The sequence below is a fragment of the Bacillus sp. FSL R9-9834 genome, from assembly GCF_038006905.1.
Lineage (GTDB): Bacteria > Bacillota > Bacilli > Bacillales > Bacillaceae_G > Bacillus_A > Bacillus_A pacificus.
On record NZ_JBBOWD010000002.1, the window covers coordinates 328,773 to 347,251 of the forward strand.

Annotated in this window: 17 protein-coding genes and 1 pseudogene; 8 read left to right on the plus strand and 10 right to left on the minus strand. The window is 34.2% G+C overall.

Annotation, left to right across the window (positions count from 1 at the left end):
- Positions 1-178: 178 nt before the first annotated feature.
- From MKY00_RS29200 to MKY00_RS29230, 7 genes are all read right to left on the minus strand, one after another.
- Entirely contained in the window at positions 179-709 is a 531-nt protein-coding gene (locus MKY00_RS29200) for a cysteine hydrolase family protein (protein WP_000589748.1), read from the minus strand.
- A 1,631-nt stretch (positions 710-2,340) separates the two neighbouring features.
- Positions 2,341-3,495 (minus strand): Ger(x)C family spore germination protein, encoded by a 1,155-nt coding sequence (locus MKY00_RS29205; RefSeq protein ID WP_000766211.1) that lies wholly within the window; start codon positions 3,493-3,495, stop codon positions 2,341-2,343.
- Positions 3,492-5,027, minus strand: coding sequence for a spore germination protein (locus tag MKY00_RS29210; protein WP_341035528.1), 1,536 nt, complete (start codon positions 5,025-5,027; stop codon positions 3,492-3,494). Before MKY00_RS29210 ends, MKY00_RS29205 begins: the two co-directional genes overlap by 4 nt.
- Before the next feature lie 3 nt (positions 5,028-5,030).
- Positions 5,031-6,110 (minus strand): GerAB/ArcD/ProY family transporter, encoded by a 1,080-nt coding sequence (locus MKY00_RS29215; protein ID WP_001190586.1) that lies wholly within the window; start codon positions 6,108-6,110, stop codon positions 5,031-5,033.
- Positions 6,111-6,435: 325 nt separating this feature from the next.
- Positions 6,436-7,281 carry an AraC family transcriptional regulator gene (locus MKY00_RS29220; RefSeq protein WP_000383881.1) on the minus strand — a complete coding sequence of 282 codons (846 nt, stop codon included), beginning with the start codon at positions 7,279-7,281 and terminating at the stop codon, positions 6,436-6,438.
- Positions 7,282-7,393: 112 nt separating this feature from the next.
- Positions 7,394-7,969 carry a recombinase family protein gene (locus MKY00_RS29225; protein ID WP_001226074.1) on the minus strand — a complete coding sequence of 192 codons (576 nt, stop codon included), beginning with the start codon at positions 7,967-7,969 and terminating at the stop codon, positions 7,394-7,396.
- Positions 7,970-8,185: 216 nt separating this feature from the next.
- Complete coding sequence (locus MKY00_RS29230) at positions 8,186-8,773, minus strand: GNAT family N-acetyltransferase (RefSeq protein WP_000681199.1); 588 nt, start codon at positions 8,771-8,773, stop codon at positions 8,186-8,188.
- A gap of 381 nt (positions 8,774-9,154) precedes the next feature.
- On the opposite strand from MKY00_RS29230, the gene MKY00_RS29235 reads away from it, so the two are divergent.
- From MKY00_RS29235 to MKY00_RS29260, 6 genes and pseudogenes are all read left to right on the plus strand, one after another.
- The gene (locus MKY00_RS29235) at positions 9,155-9,709 is read left to right on the plus strand and encodes a recombinase family protein (RefSeq protein WP_000904909.1); all 555 of its coding nucleotides are present in this window, start codon (positions 9,155-9,157) and stop codon (positions 9,707-9,709) included.
- A gap of 19 nt (positions 9,710-9,728) precedes the next feature.
- Positions 9,729-11,180, plus strand: a complete 1,452-nt coding sequence (locus tag MKY00_RS29240; protein ID WP_001178744.1) for a Mu transposase C-terminal domain-containing protein — start codon at positions 9,729-9,731, stop codon at positions 11,178-11,180.
- Complete coding sequence (locus MKY00_RS29245; protein WP_001032575.1) at positions 11,173-11,985, plus strand: AAA family ATPase; 813 nt, start codon at positions 11,173-11,175, stop codon at positions 11,983-11,985. The genes MKY00_RS29240 and MKY00_RS29245 overlap by 8 nt, the downstream gene beginning before the upstream one ends.
- Positions 11,986-12,077: 92 nt before the next feature.
- Positions 12,078-12,545: pseudogene (locus tag MKY00_RS29250) on the plus strand (recombinase family protein); the annotation flags it as partial.
- 112 nt (positions 12,546-12,657) lie between these two features.
- Entirely contained in the window at positions 12,658-13,503 is an 846-nt protein-coding gene (locus tag MKY00_RS29255; RefSeq protein WP_000383881.1) for an AraC family transcriptional regulator, read from the plus strand.
- Positions 13,504-13,630: 127 nt separating this feature from the next.
- The gene (locus tag MKY00_RS29260; protein ID WP_033656251.1) at positions 13,631-14,206 is read left to right on the plus strand and encodes a recombinase family protein; all 576 of its coding nucleotides are present in this window, start codon (positions 13,631-13,633) and stop codon (positions 14,204-14,206) included.
- A gap of 254 nt (positions 14,207-14,460) precedes the next feature.
- Here the strand turns inward: MKY00_RS29260 and MKY00_RS29265 are convergent, their stop codons facing one another.
- Positions 14,461-14,913, minus strand: coding sequence for a hypothetical protein (locus MKY00_RS29265; RefSeq protein WP_000701227.1), 453 nt, complete (start codon positions 14,911-14,913; stop codon positions 14,461-14,463).
- A 363-nt stretch (positions 14,914-15,276) separates the two neighbouring features.
- Here MKY00_RS29265 and MKY00_RS29270 point away from each other — a divergent pair, with 363 nt between their 5' ends.
- Positions 15,277-15,975, plus strand: a complete 699-nt coding sequence (locus MKY00_RS29270; RefSeq protein ID WP_000475617.1) for an N-acetylmuramoyl-L-alanine amidase family protein — start codon at positions 15,277-15,279, stop codon at positions 15,973-15,975.
- Positions 15,976-16,388: 413 nt separating this feature from the next.
- Here MKY00_RS29270 and MKY00_RS29275 read toward each other — a convergent pair whose 3' ends face one another.
- Positions 16,389-16,916 (minus strand): histidine phosphatase family protein, encoded by a 528-nt coding sequence (locus tag MKY00_RS29275; RefSeq protein WP_000957214.1) that lies wholly within the window; start codon positions 16,914-16,916, stop codon positions 16,389-16,391.
- Between the two features lie 25 nt (positions 16,917-16,941).
- Positions 16,942-17,115, minus strand: a complete 174-nt coding sequence (locus MKY00_RS29280; RefSeq protein WP_014315595.1) for an HIT family protein — start codon at positions 17,113-17,115, stop codon at positions 16,942-16,944.
- 114 nt (positions 17,116-17,229) lie between these two features.
- On the opposite strand from MKY00_RS29280, the gene istA reads away from it, so the two are divergent.
- A partial coding sequence (istA, locus tag MKY00_RS29285) for an IS21-like element ISBce16 family transposase (protein WP_341035531.1) occupies positions 17,230-18,479 on the plus strand: 1,250 nt, incomplete at its 3' end.

The window sequence follows — 18,479 nt, forward strand, 5'->3', positions numbered from 1 at the left end:
TGTTACTTAATAACGGTGTGTCTGTAGCCCTAAAAGGGGCATTTAATTATTAGAATATAATTATTACATTATCGCATACAGTAAAACATATATTTAATAATAGGAAACAGGATTAATACCTTAGCTAAATTTAAATGATTCGTACTATATCTATCAAGAAAAACCTATTCAAGATTAATTAAAATTCAATTATCTGAGCTTTTTTCAAATCAGCAAACCATTCACCTATTATATCGTTATGATGCTTAATAATTTGGGATGCCGATAATAATGTAGTGTCATATGTACTATGCCCATCTTCAACAAGAGTAACATCATACCCTAAGCTATATGCACGTCGACACGTCGCATCTATACATATTTCAGACTGAACGCCTGTAATCACAATGTGTTCGATGTCCCTTTTATTCAATTCTTGTTGAAGACTTGTTTCATGAAATGAATCAGGGTGGTTTTTTTCAAGAACGATATCTTCAGATAGTGGAGCTACAGATTCATGAATTGCCCATTCCGGATTTCCATGCTCTAATAAAGATCCTGTTTTCCCATTAAACTTCATGTAAAAAATAGGCGCTTGGACAGTACGAGCTTTATGGATTAACAATTGAATGTTTTTTAATAATTCAATTCCTTTATATAGCATTCTTTCTTCTTTAAATGAACCCACTTGTACATCTATAATAAGCAATGCTGCATAGCCTTTTATCATAAACGACCACCTCACATTTTGATTAAAATCATACAAGTAAAATATGTATAAAATAAGTATCCATTTTTAAAGTATCCAAAATGGATAGAGAATATAAATATGTGGAATCATGAATTTTTTTATCTTCAAGCTAGAAATGAATACATTAATAAAGTTTGTATTGCTTAATGTAGCCTAGAGGTGTTTGAATGTAGTGAATTTCGCACGTACAGTGTTAAGTGGCGCAAAAGATGGAGATAACTTCAAAGTCTTACCTATCGCAACGATGGGGATGAAGAATGACCATAAATAGAACCTGTTGTTTATAACAGGTTCTAATCAGAGTTATAGGCTCAATTACAGGAACTACAGATCTACTGGGGGGTAGTGTAATTCCTGATTAAAATTAAGATATGTTAAAAAATTTTAAATATGATTAATCAAATGATAACTAAACAAAATCGTTATTTTAAAGTGACTCAAAAAAGAGCACAGATATAAATGTGCTCTTAGAGAGGTAGGTTAAGTATCCTATTGGCCATTGTTCAAAGTTAATATATGTACGTTTAACTAAAAAGTGAAAAATAAAAACAGGATAGTTAGAAAAAAGCTAACTGTTTCATTGCAACTTGTAAAAAAGAATGTGGGAGGTTCAAAAAAGAAACTATATATAATTATACAAGTAAAACAGAATTGTACAGCATGAAAAGGAGCACTACATAAGTGAGTGCTCATCGATAAGGAGGTAACTTTTTTAGCTAAACACCCTTCTTAAAGAATATGCTGGAAAAGTGGGAAATAAAACTAAAATATAGTAACTAATGATGTTATGAATAACAATTTATAGGGAGAGGTTTAATGTTGTTATTATTTAAATAATAAAGCAGCTAGCTCAATGAACTAACTGCTTTATTGTCCAACAATAACGATACCCACAATACGTTGTAACTTAAAGTTACAACTATAGTATAAACGGAATTAAAAATATTATGTAAAATTAAAAGTGAGCTAAATAAGGAAACTAAAAAGAGCACTAGGTACAAGTGCTCTTTAAAAGAAGACCCTATGAGTTAATAGCTACATATCCGTAATATATGATGACAAACAAGTTAATATAAAAGAGCATTCAGCAGAAAACTAACTGCTCATTCCTAGAAGAAAAGGAAAAACAAAATTAAAGAAGTCACTGTGAATTCAAGCTGCATCAGCCCATCTATAGCATTGGACATAATGAATAGAAACAATAAGGTCATTAAAACTCACTTATAAAAACGTAAAGGAGGCACTGCTTAAATTGTAGTATCTCCTTTTAAAAAAGTTAAGTTCAGCTTTACTTCTGAAATCAAAACAGATAATAAAGTTGTTTATTTCCTTGTGAAACTAAAGCTACCATATAGTTGAATAATATAAATTGTTTTATTCGAATATATAGTTTTGCCATTGACTTTCCGTCCTTATCCAATAACGGAGTAAATTCCCCTGCATATCCACTCAACTAAATAAATGATGAATTCCTATTTCTTTATCTAGGGGTAGCGTCAGGAAAATGCGGATTTACAACGTTAAGGAATTCAATATAAAAAAGCCTAATTTCTCGGTGTTGCAAGAGCTTAGGCCTTTTTAAAAAACTATAAATACCGTTTGAATTAATATTAGGATCCATCTTGGTACTTCAACTTTCCGGAGTTAACTAAATTAACTTTAACTTTTAAATTCTTTATACTGTGTTCATTTAAGTAAAACGAGTCTGTTTTTACTTCTTCTTTCCATTTTCTTGGATTCTGACGGTATAATGATTCACCTAATTTGTAGATATCTGCATTTATTTCTATTCCTTTTTCAAAGGATTTTAGAATTTCTAATTTGATAATATCTTCAGTTTTTGTAATCAACTCTTTATCACTAATTTCCTTGATCTTCTCATTTATTCCAGCTTGAACTTCAACTCGAATATTAAAAAGTATGGGCTTACTACTCATAATAGGGGAAATTGTAATCTTAGGTTTCTCTATCACTACGGAAACAACAGCGCTATCATTCTCAATAATCCACACAGGAGATCGAACGTTTTTTTCATCCATCCATCTTAGACCGTTTAAATCAGTCTCAGAAAGCCATCCTTCTAGGCGATTATTCCTTACAAAGAACGCTCCATCATTTCTTAATAATGGTGCTTTTTTGGATTCTTCTTTCCAATTTTCTGTTGAAATTTTAAGTGATGGGATATAAGCAGTTTGCCCCATCGGATCACTATCTCTAATAAATTGATAAAATTGTTTAGGTTGTATGTAAGACCGTTGTTTATACCTTTCCTTTGGTTCATGGAGAATGGTAGACAACCCCGATAATGTAAAAAAGGCTTTTGTTTTAAGTATATCATCAATGGGTTCCTTTGTAGCGTATAAGAGAATATTATAGCGTATTTCTCGGTACCGATTAATAAAATCAATAGAGTCTTTAATATCTTGTCTGAGCAGTCTTTCGCTTAATATTATTGTAGATACATGTCCCCAAAAAAGTCTTTGTTGAGCATCCTTATATAATTGATTTAATGCTTCCGTAATGGTAAAACCTTCACCTCTTCCTATCCACACTGGTGGTTGTTTATCAGGTCTAGCCCCCTCTAACTTAGCAACGTTAGAAAAGTCAAGTAACTGAGCATAAGCTATATATTTTCCTTCTTTAAAATCTATACCAAGAGCTGCAACATAATAAATATCTTGAACTTCTTTAATATTCCAACATCCAGATAACATTGCACTAGTGATAAGCATCATAATTATTAGTTTTATTTTGTGCAGCTTCACTGTTTTCCTTCTCCTTCGTCCGTTTTAGAACTATCATTGGTTCGGAGATAATCAACTCTATGTCTATAACTTCTCCACGGTAAACGAAACAATCCCTTGAAAAAATCTGAACTAGATTTTGGGAAAACTAAAGCTAAGTAAGGGATTCCAAAGGAACGTAATCTTGAGATATAAAGAACGATTACGAATCCGGCAAGCATAAATCCATATAACCCCATCAAAATTGAACATAATAGTACAAACCCTCTGAGTATGGATACTGCTCCTGCTAATATTTGGTTTACTAAGGTATATCCCGCAATAGCAGATAAAGCAGTAATAACAATGACAGAAGGGGAGATAAAACCCGAACGGATTGCAGCATCCCCACTGATTAGTCCGCCTACCACTGAAAGGGTTTGACCAAGGGGGGAGGGTAATCTTTGACCGGCTTCACGGAACATCTCAAAAAGGAACAAAACAATTATAAGCTCAAGTGGTGCTGGAAATGGTAGACCTGATCTTGCAACAGTCACAGTCGCAAGAAGAGGGAAAGGAATTTGATCTTGGTGATAAGCAAGTAATGCCATCCAAAATCCGGGTAGGAAGACAGCTAAAAGAAATCCTATCCACCGATAAAAGCGTGCAAATGATACAGTTAGAAAATTAAAGTGGGAATCTTCTGCAGCTTTTATTAAAAAAGTTATAGTAACAGGAGCGATAATAACAATTGGGGAGCCATCAATTATAATCACTACTCTACCTTGCAATAAGCATTCCACTGCAAAATCTGGTCTAGCTGTATCACCACAAAGAGGAAAAATAGATAAAGATTGTTTCGATACCATCTCTTGAATTTGAGTTGAACTAATTACGCCATCGATATCAATTAAAGTTAGACATTCTCGAATGTTATCTAAAATCTCTAAATTAACTACATCTTTTAAATATAATATCCCTATTTGAGTTTGGGTCCGTTTACCTAACGTCAACGTTTGATAAGACAAGGTGGGATGTCTTAATCTTTTACGAATAAGTGCCACGTTTGTTGAAATATCTTCAATAAAATTGTCTCTTGGCCCACGTACGGATATTTCGTAATTAGACTGTTCAGTAGAACGGTTTGGTTTATTTGAAGCATTGACAGAAAAAAAGGTAAGCGACTTAGGAAAATACAGAACTAAATTTCCGTTAAATATTTCCAAAGAGATAGACTCTAACCCTTCTCCCACTTTTAAAGGTGTCCACTCTAGCTCTTGTTGATACTTATGGATTTCTTCCTTTAAGAAAAGATATTGATGTTTTTGAGCTATTTTTTCTAATTGAGGAATAACAATCTGATTTATTTGTTTTTTGTCCACTAAACTTTCGCAATAAATGAAAAAGGTCTCAACAGCTTTTTCTTCACTCCCAATTTTATGGAGAACAACTTTGACATCCTCACTATTTTGATATGTTGAACGTATTTTTTCCTCATTTAATATTGGATTTGGTTTATAGATAGAAAATTTTCCATTACCCTCTTTTTTTGTATTCTGATTCCATCTTCGCAAGGATTATCTCTCCTTTCCTCTTTTTAGAAAAACTAAAAGTCCTAATACTATTGAAAAGGAAAGTAAAAATAAAAAAGTTAAATGAAAATAAACATTTTGTAAAAAACGAACAAATTCGATATCACTTATAGGAAGAAGAACAGCCACAAATGTAATTAGTGAACTGATTCCTATTAATACATTCCTTTTTTTCTCGTTTTTAAATGAAAATAATTGTCCAATAATATATAAACCAAAACTAATCCTAATAAATCCACCTGATAACCATTGGTAAATTGAAAAGAAATCTACATGTTCGATATACTTTCCTATCTTCAATAATCTCCATTCTTCGTAAGCAGGATACCTCTGATTAGAAGCCTCTTCAGGTCCAAAAATAGCAATAGAACCCAATAAAGGTCCAAGCGTTAAGCCTATCAATACTAAGCCGAGCATAATAAAACTCCGTGACTTGATATTCATTTTTAATTTATGTTGAATAAAAAATATTAAAATCACTTCTAGCAGAGAACCTAAACTATAGACGGTTCCTTTGATAACGGGTGTCAATCCATTCTCAAGGATAGGGAATAATTGAGAATAATCCTTATGAGGAAAATTAAGACTCATAACGAAAAAGCCTAATGCAACAACAAATACTAATAAAAAACCTGAGAGAATAGATAAGGTTGTAAAGGTAGAAGTTGCAGCAAAAAAGCAGATAACTAAAAATAGCATTGCTAATATAGGCGCAGGACTTTGTGGGAAATAGGATGTAACGGTCCATACAATCATATCCTTTAAGGTAACTCCAATAAATAAGAGGATAAATATATATATTAAAAAACATAATCCCCTTGCAATAATTTTGCCAAAATGGTTATTTAACCATGAATACAGATGTGTATGGTCTAATTTTTTCATAATAAATTGAATAAAAAGTAACCAACCGAGAATGAATCCTCCAGATAAGAGGACAGAAATCCACGAATCCCTCTTTGAGATCGCTAATAACATAGGAATTACCATTACGTGATTCATTAAGCCAATACTCATCATAAACAAAACAAATACTTGTGAAAAATTTGCTTTATGTGATTGCATTGTTAAACCTACTATCTGATTAGGATTTAATAATTAATGAGCAAATAAAATAAAATTTATTTCTAGGTTACTCAAAGGTATTCTTTCCATTTATTAATTAATTATCCATAAAACACCTCATATTATACTCATTAGCATCAAACCATCCCCACACGGTTTGGAATATTTTTGCGATAATCTCCTAAAGGAAGCGCTTCAGGTAAATGGTGATTACAACGATAAGGAATTTCCAATATAAAAAGCCTGATTTCCCATCACCTAAATTGAGAAATTAGGCTCTTTTTTCGTTACTCCATAAACAGCATTCTATTACTGAATATGTAATTTACTTCGGGATAACAGGGACCCAGAGTTCGTGTCTTGGTTTATGCTTCGGACCGTAATAACATTCTATACACGGTAAATTTGCAAGTTCATACTCGGAGGTAGGGACCCACTCGGAATATAAACGTTTCCATGCATCCACTATGTTCGGAAAAACTGCCCATGTACTTGCGGGAATAATAAGCGTCTCCATATTTTCTGGGGATTCCCCATCGTATCTTACGCCCATGAAATAGGAAAATTGTTCATCTGTGATGGCAGCTTCTTTTCCGCAAACCCCCAGAAGGCTTTCAAGCGTGCATTTTGGATTTTCCCATGACATATCTACTAGTTCTTGCATAAATCCATCTTTTTTCGCAGTGTTCCAAAGCGTAGGGATTGTTTTAAATGCTCTGCTTGTTTTTACTGGCTTGCTTTTTCCGACAATTCTTAATTCAAAATCAAGGTTTTCAATTCTGTAGTCCATCTCGGTATCTCCTTTAATAGAAATTTGAAAGGAAATTTTGGGAAAGGCTTTTAACTGTACCCCTCTATTACGAGCATTGGAAGGGGTTACCCCATGCATTTTTTGAAAAGCACGTGAGAAAGTATCAGAAGAAATATAACCATATTTAATTGCCACATCGATGATCCGAATATCACTTTTTTGAATTTCAAATGCTGCAAGTGTTAACCGTCTTCGTCTAATATATTCTGATAGCGATACACCTGAGATTGAAGAGAACATTCTTGAAAAATGAAACTCAGAACAGTTAGCTGCTTTTGCAATCTCTTTGTAGTCTATTTCTTCATCCAGGCTATTTTCAATGTAGTTTAACGCATTGTTCATTCTTTCTAGCCAATCCATAAGTTTACTCCCTTTCAATATTTACTTTAAAACAAAATAGATAATAATTACCGACATTTCATGCCTAAAAATGTTGGTGAAAAAATACACCTTTTGATAGAATCAGGACAAACTATTTGTTTCTTTCTGATAGATTTCTATATAATGAAGCCCTAGATACATTAGTAATTTCACAAATTTGATTTACAGTCATGCCGCCTTCTTTATATAGTTTTACTGCATAATTCATCCCTGCGTGATTTTTATGATACTTCTTTAAACGCCCCTTAAACTTTCCTTCTTTCTTTGCTAACTCAATCCCTTCACGTTGACGCATACGGATAAGGTCGCGCTCTAATTGGTTCACACCAGCCATTACTGTAATTAAGAATTGGCTGTATGGATTATCCTCTGATAAATTTAGCCATGTATCCTTGAGTGATTTTAAGCTTGCCTTTTTCCTTCGTATTAAATCAATCAATTCAAATAAATCCTGCGTACTCCGAGTGATCCGAGTTAAGTCTGTAACATAAATAATGTCGCCTTCCTGTAAATCCTGCAACATTTTTTGAAGTTGCTCGCGATTCTTTGTTGCACCAGAAACTTTTTCTTCAAAAATAATATCCATCCCGATTTCGTTTAATTGCTGAAATTGCCTTGAAGGATTTTGGTTAGTCGAACTGACACGTATATAACCAATTTTCCGCAAAATATCACCTCATTTTTGAGATAAGTCTTATGAGACACTCTTAACTATGATTTTATCAGTCTACTTGTCAATTTAGGAGTTATTTTGCACCTATTTTAAGCGCTATTTTGCACTATGAGTAAATATAAAAAGCCCAATTTCTCATTAAAATTGAGAAATTAGGCTTTTTTCGTTGCTCCATTAAAGCGCCCTTTTCTGGAACAACAACATTTTCATTTAATGCTTTTTCATCCACTCTGATTTATTCAATATATAGTGATTATATAATTCATTTTCTATCGTTTGTTGACTCAGATAAGTAAATCCGCATTTTTCAATAACTTTATTTGATGAAACGTTGTTAATTAAAGCTACTGCGTTAATGACATCTAAATTTGTATTTGTAAACAAATAGTTAATCAATCCTTTAGACGCTTTAGTAGCGTATCCTTTCTTTTGAAATTCACTTGAAATGGCATACATAATTTCTCTATTCGGTGAAGGTAGCTCATCTTTAATGCCTGTACAGCACCAACCAATAAATTCATCTGTTTCCTTAATAAATACCCCTAGTTTTAAAAAATGACCATCTATGTTTGATGTATTTACAGCGGCATCAAGAAAGGCTTTATTTGCTGGTATTTCATAATTGGTAACCCAATCTACCCTTTGTTCTTTTGTTGATTTCCAGTCTGGCAAGAACTTAAATATTTCGGGTTGATTTGAAATTCTGTATATACTATCTGCATCTTTAATGGAAAACTCTTGGATATATATATATCCGCAATCTATTCTAAATAATCTTTCTGATGTTTTATGCTTCATAACTCTACCCCTTATAAGTCATATTTTCATTACTTCTTTTAGTGAGCAATCTTATTCCATTTAAACTCCCTTTTCCTTAATGATAATTATCTCAAAATTTAATTATTTATACAATCACTTATTCCAGAATATGGACCGATTGCGGAACAAAATTAAAAAAGCGCTTTTTATCAAAAAAGCAGCCTGCCAATATTTCTTAAACCCAATATTTGTTCCAAAACTCGTCCTTTTCTGAACACGCTTCTTTTTGATTTAAAAGAAGCGTGTTTTATTGTCTTATATGTAATAAAACTCTGTTCATTATTCTATGTTCAATAACCAATGTGTTTCTATCTTATGTTACAATGGTAATAGAGTAAAAATTAGAAAGAGTGATAATTGGTGTTAATTGGATATGCACGTGTATCTACAGGATTACAAAATTTAGATTTACAAACAGATGCACTAACTCAATATGGTTGTAAGAAGATTTTTCACGATAAAATGAGTGGAACAAAAAAACAACGTCCTGGTTTAGAGGAAGCAATTCATTATGCACGTGAAGGCGATACAATTGTAGTTTGGCGATTGGATCGTCTAGGACGCAACATGCAAGATTTGATCCAAATTGTGAATAACTTAAATAAACGTGGTATTGGTTTTCATAGTCTTCAAGAAAACCTAACAATGGATAAAAGTAATGCAACAGGACAATTGATGTTTCACTTATTCGCAGCTTTTGCTGAATTTGAACGTAATTTAATAGAAGAAAGATCGGCTGCCGGTCGAGCGGCAGCTAGAGCAAGAGGAAGGCTCGGTGGCAGACCAGAAAAGTTTGGATTGAAAGACATAGAAATGATGAAATCCCTAATTGAAAGTGGTACACCTATCAAAGATGTCGCAGAAAAATGGGGTGTATCTCGTACTACAATTTATCGCTATTTAGAAAGACAATAAATCGGAAAGGTGGTTATTAATGCAAAATGAACATCCTCCATTAACGGCTTATTCAGAAGAACAACGTCGAGAAGCAATGGTAAAGTATAAAATCATTGCGCCTTATCTTACCGATGAGAAAACATTAACTGTTATTATAAAAGAAACCGGTATTGCCAAAAGAACGCTGCAATACTGGATTCAGGACTATAAACAAAATGGATTAAAAGGTTTAATTCGAAAAACAAGAAGTGATGCCGGCAAAACACATTTAGAGCCAGAAGTTGTCGTGTCGATCGAACAATTGATATTGAAGTACAAAAGGAATTCATTAACGTCTATTCATCGGATGATTTGTGAGCAATGTCAGAAAAAAGGCTGGGAAAAACCAAGTTATTATCAAGTGCATAAGGTATCACAGTCCCTTTTGCCAAGCCTGAAGAAGTTAGCGCATGATGGCCAAAAAGCATACAACAATCAATATGATTTAATTCATCGAAGAGAGGCAAGCTACCCCAATGAAATTTGGCAAGCAGACCATACCCCATTAGACATTATAGTTTTAAATGAAAAAGGAAAACCAGAAAGACCTTGGCTAACAATCATTTTAGATGATTATAGCCGAGCAGTCGCTGGATATTTCTTAACTTTTGAAAATCCCTCTGCTATACATACATCTTTGGTCTTACACCAAGCAATATGGAAAAAAAGCAATCCCGATTGGAAAATATGTGGGATTCCTGAAATATTTTATACAGACCATGGGAGTGACTTTACATCCAACCATTTAGAGCAAGTAGCAGTTGATTTAAAAATTAATCTAGTTTTTTCTACAGTTGGTGTTCCAAGAGGGCGTGGGAAAATAGAGAGATTCTTTTTAACCATTAATCAATTGTTTCTGCAAGATTTACCCGGTTATTTGGGAAATCAGACTAGCACTTCACTTCTTACCATTAAAGAATTAGATGAAAAATTATCAAATTTCATTATAAGTAACTATCACCATAGGGTTCACAGTACAACAAAAAAAGAACCGATACAGGCGTGGAATAATTCTGGATTTCTTCCCAATATGCCTGAGAGTTTGGAAAGTCTTGATTTATTATTGCTAAATGTAGCGAAACCAAGGAAGGTTCATTCTGACGGGATTCACTTCCAAGGACTTAGATATATAGACACAAATCTAGCTGCATACATTGGAGAAACTGTCATTATTCGTTATAATCCAAGAGACATTGCGGAGATTCGAGTGTTTTATCAAGATAAATACTTATGTACGGCTATTTCCCCTGAAATCTCCGATTATACAGTAGATTTAAAAGAGATTGTTTCAGCACGAAATAAAATACGGAGAAGTCTAAAAAAGCAACTCGATTCTGGAAAAACTGTTGTAGAAGAAATTGCCTTGTCAAAGAAAAAGGATCTAGAGAACAAAATAAATGAACCTACCAAAAAGTCAAAGTCAAAGTTAAAGAGGTATTTCAATGAATAAAGGTCAAAAATTTATTGAAACAAAAGAATATAAGCGATTTGCCGAGTTTTGTGATGCATGTATCAAATATAAATATATAGGCATTTGTTATGGATTACCGGGTGTAGGAAAAACATTGTCCTCAAGGTATTATGCAAATTGGGATTCCATTGAAAAACAAATAGCTTATAAAACAGCAAATGAAATTGGCCAAGATGCAGATGAAAAAATACTTGAGGCTAGGACAATTTTTTATACAGCTCCAGCTGTACGAGCCACTAAAATGACTGACGAGATTCATACTATTGGAATTAGAATGAACATGGTAAGAACTATGTATAAAGTACTTACTAAGGGAGAAGAAGAAAAGTACTCCACTGACGCTTATGAAGATATCGACCTGATTATTGTTGATGAAATAGATCGCCTAAAAGTACAAAATTTAGAACAACTTAGGGATATCTACGATCGAAATGATATAGCGATGATATTAATTGGAATGCCTGGCATTGAAAAGCGATTAGCTCGATACCCTCAACTCTACTCTAGAATTGGATTTGCCCATGAATTTGATAAACTTAGTAAAGATGAAACCCATCATATTTTGGAATATAAATGGAGAGAGTTAGGACTTTCTATAAAGCTTGAGGACTTTTCCGATTATGAGGCAATAACTAGCATAATAAAGATTACTGGAGGGAACTTTAGGCTCATACAGAGACTGTTCACTCAAATTGAAAGAATACTCGAAATTAATAAGCTTGAAACAATAACAACAGAAGTTGTTGAAGCCGCACGAGATAGTTTAGTAATCGGAATCAAGTAAATAAAAACGCTATCGTTTTATATGATGATAGCGTTTTTATATTTACTTATAATGCAAAATATTACTTAAAACAAGCGCAAAATAACTCCAAAAGTGACACAGCAAAGAATCGCGAGCAACTTCAAAAAATGTTGCAGGATTTACAGGAAGGCGACATTATTTATGTTACAGACTTAACTCGGATCACTCGGAGTACGCAGGATTTATTTGAATTGATTGATTTAATACGAAGGAAAAAGGCAAGCTTAAAATCACTCAAGGATACATGGCTAAATTTATCAGAGGATAATCCATACAGCCAATTCTTAATTACAGTAATGGCTGGTGTGAACCAATTAGAGCGCGACCTTATCCGTATGCGTCAACGTGAAGGGATTGAGTTAGCAAAGAAAGAAGGAAAGTTTAAGGGGCGTTTAAAGAAGTATCATAAAAATCACGCAGGGATGAATTATGCAGTAAAACTATATAAAGAAGGCGGCATGACTGTAAATCAAATTTGTGAAATTACTAATGTATCTAGGGCTTCATTATATAGAAATCTATCAGAAAGAAACAAATAGTTTGTCCTGATTCTATCAAAAGGTGTATTTTTTCACCAACATTTTTAGGCATGAAATGTCGGTAATTATTATCTATTTTGTTTTAAAGTAAATATTGAAAGGGAGTAAACTTATGGATTGGCTAGAAAGAATGAACAATGCGTTAAACTACATTGAAAATAGCCTGGATGAAGAAATAGACTACAAAGAGATTGCAAAAGCAGCTAACTGTTCTGAGTTTCATTTTTCAAGAATGTTCTCTTCAATCTCAGGTGTATCGCTATCAGAATATATTAGACGAAGACGGTTAACACTTGCAGCATTTGAAATTCAAAAAAGTGATATTCGGATCATCGATGTGGCAATTAAATATGGTTATATTTCTTCTGATACTTTCTCACGTGCTTTTCAAAAAATGCATGGGGTAACCCCTTCCAATGCTCGTAATAGAGGGGTACAGTTAAAAGCCTTTCCCAAAATTTCCTTTCAAATTTCTATTAAAGGAGATACCGAGATGGACTACAGAATTGAAAACCTTGATTTTGAATTAAGAATTGTCGGAAAAAGCAAGCCAGTAAAAACAAGCAGAGCATTTAAAACAATCCCTACGCTTTGGAACACTGCGAAAAAAGATGGATTTATGCAAGAACTAGTAGATATGTCATGGGAAAATCCAAAATGCACGCTTGAAAGCCTTCTGGGGGTTTGCGGAAAAGAAGCTGCCATCACAGATGAACAATTTTCCTATTTCATGGGCGTAAGATACGATGGGGAATCCCCAGAAAATATGGAGACGCTTATTATTCCCGCAAGTACATGGGCAGTTTTTCCGAACATAGTGGATGCATGGAAACGTTTATATTCCGAGTGGGTCCCTACCTCCGAGTATGAACTTGCAAATTTACCGTGTATAGAATGTTATTACGGTCCGAAGCATAAACCAAGACACGAACTCTGGGTCCCTGTTATCCCGAAGTAAATTACATATTCAGTAATAGAATGCTGTTTATGGAGTAACGAAAAAAGAGCCTAATTTCTCAATTTAGGTGATGGGAAATCAGGCTTTTTATATTGGAAATTCCTTATCGTTGTAAATCCGCATTTTCCTGACGCCACCCCGTTATGTACGCGTCAGTTCGACTAGCCAAAATCCTTCAAGACAATTTCGGCAATTGAACGAAATTGGAATGGATATTATTTATGAAGAAAAAACTTCAGGAGCCACAAAAGATCGTGAACAACTTCAAAAAATGTTAGAGGATTTACAGGAAGGTGACATTATTTATGTTACAGATTTAACTCGGATCACTCGAAGTACGCAAGATTTATTTGAATTGATTGATTTAATACGAAATAAAAAGGGAAGCTTAAAATCACTTAAGGATACATGGCTAGATTTATCAGAAGATAATCCATATAGCCAATTCTTAATTACGGTAATGGCTGGTGTTAACCAATTAGAGCGAGACCTTATTCGTATGCGTCAGCGTGAAGGAATTGAGCTCGCAAAGAAAGAAGGGAAGTTTAAAGGACGGTTAAAGAAATATCATAAAAATCACGCAGGAATGAATTATGCAGTAAAGCTATATAAAGAAGGAAATATGACTGTAAATCAAATTTGTGAAATTACAAATGTATCTAGAGCTTCTTTATATAGAAAGCTATCGGAAGGAAAAAAATAAGCATTCATTACTTATATTAAAAATTTCCGGGGATTGTGAAACAACGTACCTAACCAAGCAGGCTATTTCTATAAGGAAGTATCAATATTTGTTTATCTAACTAGGCACGATCATCAAAGGGTTCCGAGTACATTTTAACGGAGATATACGCTAAACTCAGATTTAAAGCAAGGCTGTATTTTCCGAGAACACTTTATAAAAAACAACCTTAGTCAATCACAAACGAAGGTTGTTTTTATAAAGTCATGGTCTAATTAAAACAATTGCTGTCCCAAGAGCATACTTGAGACTGAAAAGGCACCAGCAGGTGGTAAAACATTAGTATATATGGGAGGTCCCAAACGGGGTGTAAAGGTTGTAGCAATCCAATTTCCATATTCACCAGCCAGCAAAGAGGGAGGTTTCATTATAAACCGTCCACTTAAAACGAAATGCCGAATGCTTATAGCGGTCTCATCAAATATTGTCAAGTTGCCAAAAAAGGAGGCATATGGTGAATCGAAACTTATTTGTTTAGCGCTTTCGTCCCAATACCCATTAATCGGAATAGGTATACCACGAAAATTAACTGTACCTACTACTTTGTTGTCTACAATGGAATCAATGGTAAGTATACCTCTAATAATGGATCTCCCCGCAATAGAAGCATCAATCCCCCATACGGATGGAAAGGGGATACTAACTTTGGCTGTCTTTGGAATTTTCAAAATTAACCTCTCCTTGATTATTTTATGTATGGATTGAGTTGTATTTAATCATAATCCTGTAGTAATGATACAGTATATGCACAGAGAATCACTTAGGTGTTTTGTTAAGAAAGAAGCATCAATAATCAATCAGCCTACTGTCTAGATGAAAAGAGTTTGCCTGACCCACGAAAAATATGGAACATTAATTCCTGCTGCTCATACATATGGTCTCGCATTTGGAAAATTTCTTAGCTTTAAAATAAATCATCTGATTCAATGAAATGTAATGCCTATCATCACCTATTTTTATATGTACCTCAGACGAATTCCTATACCTCCGTTACTCTTCGATCATATTGTATTTGTACGAGGTGGTGTAAAATGTTTAAATTATATTTAGATCCTGGTCACGGGGGAGTGGACCCAGGAGCTATTGGCAATGGGATGCAGGAAAAAGAAATTACCTTAAATATTTCCCATAGCATCCGGAATCTCTTGGAAAACCATTATGAAGGCCTGCAAATTAAAATGAGTAGAACAGCAGATATTACGCGCAGCTTGAAAGAACGTACAGATGATGCGAATGCTTGGGGTGCAGATTATTTTCTATCCATCCACGTTAATGCATTTAACGGTTCAGCTCATGGGTATGAAGATTATATTCATAACAGTTTGTCTGATTCATCGAGAACAGCGTTAATTCGGGACATTATGCATGAAGAAATTGTCAAAGTAAATAACTTGCATAACCGTGGTAAAAAAAAGGCCGATTTCCATGTACTGCGAGAAACCAGAATGCCCGCTTTATTAACGGAGAACGGATTTATTGATCATGCAAGCGATGCCCAAAAATTAAGAGACCCGAATTGGCGGCAAGCGGTTGCCCAAGGGCATGTTAATGGGTTAGCACGCGCGTTTAATTTGAAGAGAAAATCGACTAATCTGAAAAGCAATATGGCTATTAAACGTGTAATTGTTGACGGTGTGCAAGTAGGTGCTTACGCAGAAGAAGAAAATGTGTTGAGAACTGTAAAACGCAACCTGAGAACAGCACAAAGGATTATTATTGAAAATGTGTAGTTTCGTTGGGAAAACGGTTGCTTGACTGCGAGCACCTTAAAGTTTTATCAAAATGGATAACTAGGCTGGATGAACAAAATATACGCTAAGCCTTTGATGTGACGGGCTTAGCATTTTTTTCTTGCTCTAAGTTAGTCCGGCCGATATAAGCCAGGACTAGCTTAATATCAGATGAATAGAACGAAGTTGTTGAGGGAATTATAGGGGTACAGCCAACATTTCGGAAGTTTTGTACGCTAAGCGAATTTTAACTAAAAAAAGTCGAATTCCTGTACGCTAAGGAACCGACTTTTTTTAACTGACTTGTTCAACTAAACAAGCTACCGTTTGAAATAGAACTTTATACTTCACTATTAATAAGGATTTCACAAGTTAAATTAAGTTAGAATCTTTCCATATTCTTATACAATTAACTAAGGTTTTTTTTGGAAAGAAAGTTTATATATATCTGGCATAGCAAGCTTCTTCCAGAATTCAAAATCGTATTGTTCATCAAAATAATTCATCATTAGTACCATAATATTTCCATGTGTTCCTACAACAACATTTTTGCCTTCATATTTATCTAAAGCCATTTCAATGCCTTTAATTCCTCTTTGTTGGGCACTCTTGTTTGACTCTCCACCTTCCCAAGAAAAATCAGGGTTGTCCCAAACCTTTCTAATTGCTTGCTCAAAATCATTAACATCTTCCTTCGTTAGCTTTCTTTCTTTAAATTCATCTACAATTTGAATCTCCCTGCCCAGTGTTAATGCTATTCCTTCAACCGTTTGTATAGCCCTTAAATATGGACTTGAGATAACATGATCAATGTTTTCTTCTCTTAGTAACTCTTTGACTTTGTAAGCATCTTTTAGTCCTTTTTCTGATAAGGGTCTTTTTAATTCCTCTGGTGTGTAAGTAGAATGGGCATGTCTAACCAAATACAAATTTGTTAGCATTGGAACCTCCTAATAATATGTATAATTATTTATAAATCCTTTTTTGTGGAATCACTCCTCTAACACCACCTGTGGGGTCATTAATATCGTTAAAGTATCTTGGTATTAAGTGTATGTGACAATGAAAAATCGTTTGACCTGCTGTCTCCCCACAATTCACTCCAATGTTGTAACCTTCCGGTTTATACCTTGAATCCAATAATGATTTACTTCTCTGAAAACAACGGTGGTAAAATCCCTAATAACAACGGTGTGAAATTCCCCAATAATAACGGATAATTATCTCAAAAACAACTTGGAGTGTAGAGAGATAATGATCAAGGATGGGGAATTTTTTATGATTAAAGAGTATCACTCAAAAGGTTGGACTCAGATTGCTATAGCAGAATTAACAGGCTTTGATCCAAAAACAATACGAAAATACTTAAATCAAAATGAGTTACCAAAGAAAAAAAAACAACCTCACGGTAAATTGAAAACAAGCCTTTTAGATCCATATAAAGACTATTTATTAAGACGGTTAAAGGAAGGTACCACTAACTGCGAAGTGCTTCTTGAGGAAATTCAATCTATGGGTTATCCAGGAAAGATGACTATTTTAAGAGATTTCATCAGACCTTATCGCCAGAAACCAAAGAAACAATCGAGTATCCGTTTTGAAACACCTCCTGGAAAGCAAGCACAGATGGACTGGGCAGAGATTGGAGAACATGAGGTTTATGGGAAGAAACAAAAGCTTTATGTATTTATCATCGTTTTAGGTTACTCCCGTATGAAATACATGGAAATTACAAATACGATGAATATGGAGCAGCTAATGAAATGCCACATGAATGCATTTGCCTATTTTAACGGCGTTCCTGAACACATACTCTATGACAATATGAAAACGGTAGTCACCTTACATAGTCCAACACAAATACGTTTTAATCGAAAGTTCGAAGAATTCCTAGCTTACTATGGAGTTGTTCCGAAAGCGTGTAAACCAGCAAGACCACAAACCAAAGGGAAAGTAGAAAGTGCGGTTGGTTACCTTAAGAAGAATTTTCTGCAAAGAAAACAAAAGAATACACTTCATGAGATGAATGAGATGTTAAGTGGATGGCTGGACAAAGTGGCCAATAAAAAACCGAATCAAACGACGCTTGAGCCACCTCTACAGCGTTTTGAAGAGGAACAAAAACACTTATTACATTGGAATACGAGACCCTTATTCCCAATAAGTAAATGGAAGGTTACTTACGTAACGGAAAGCAGCATGATTTCTTATAATGATCGAAACTATTCGGTTCCTTATCGTTATAAAGGGATGGAAGTAAAGGTGAAGGAAACTCTTGATCATCATTTAGAGATCTATTTTGATCTAGAGTGCATCGCTACTCATCCGATTATTTCTGGGATCAATAAATCATTAACGGATATCAACCACATAAAGAACATAAAAAAAGAGCCAGATGTGACACAAAACGGTTTGGCGACCCGTCACATTCAGCCCTCTAATCATGAAGTGGAACAACGTTCACTTCACGTGTATGAAGAACAATTAAAAGCTGGTGATCACAA